Origin of the sequence: Vibrio sp. 1562, assembly GCF_033340155.1 — a bacterium.
GTDB classification, from domain to species: domain Bacteria; phylum Pseudomonadota; class Gammaproteobacteria; order Enterobacterales; family Vibrionaceae; genus Vibrio; species Vibrio alginolyticus.
Map to the genome: position 1 here is coordinate 1 of NZ_JAWOVY010000340.1, position 704 is coordinate 704.

A 704-nucleotide genomic window follows, 5' to 3' on the forward strand; every position below is an offset into this window, starting at 1 on the left:
TTGTGTAAATCGATTTTCTGTTCAATTTCTTCCGGTGTTAGGAAGTCATCTGGAAGATTAGCTTGATGGTATTCATTAAGTTGAAACTGCAGCCTCTTCAGAGTCGTTATATCTTCTATACAAGCTTGACGAATATTTAGCATATAAATCCTTTTAACTTACCGTTGCTGCATAGCTGCCTATCCAACAGTTATCAGCAATGGTTATTGGCTTCGCAAATTCTAAACCGCAATTCCTTTCCTGCAGGTTTAGCATATGTGCTGCGGTATAAATTCCAACTTGAGCAGTTATGACCAAATTTGATTTTCGCAACATCCAAAATCACACAGCCGAAGTTAGCGATCACTGATAGCGACTTTACCTGCTAGCCCAATAAGCAAAACGCCCGATACACCTTCTAGCGCACGCGAATAGCGTTGAGAATTTGAACGACTAAATACCCAACTTCCGATTGAAGCGTACAAGACGTTACACATTGTCGCTAATCCACTGAATAGCAAGCCAAGGACTAATAGTTGTGTTGATGCGGAGCCTGTCGAAGTGTCGATAAATTGAGGTAGGAAAGAAAGGAAGAATAGCGCTACTTTCGGATTCAAAACACTAACAATGACACCTTGTGCAAATACGTTTTTGTTGCTTCCAATGCTTTCGTTGACCACGAGTTTGCTCTCACCACGCCACATGGAAAGTAGCGCTTGGACACC

The 704-nt window shown here is 41.8% G+C and carries 1 protein-coding gene and 1 pseudogene; both read right to left on the reverse strand.

Going from position 1 to position 704, the window contains the following annotated elements:
- Positions 1-143 (reverse strand): annotated as a pseudogene (locus R7Z49_RS25065) (GNAT family N-acetyltransferase); the annotation flags it as partial.
- A 192-nt stretch (positions 144-335) separates the two neighbouring features.
- On the reverse strand, positions 336-704 hold a 369-nt coding region (locus R7Z49_RS25075; RefSeq protein WP_318112397.1), incomplete at its 5' end, for a LysE family translocator.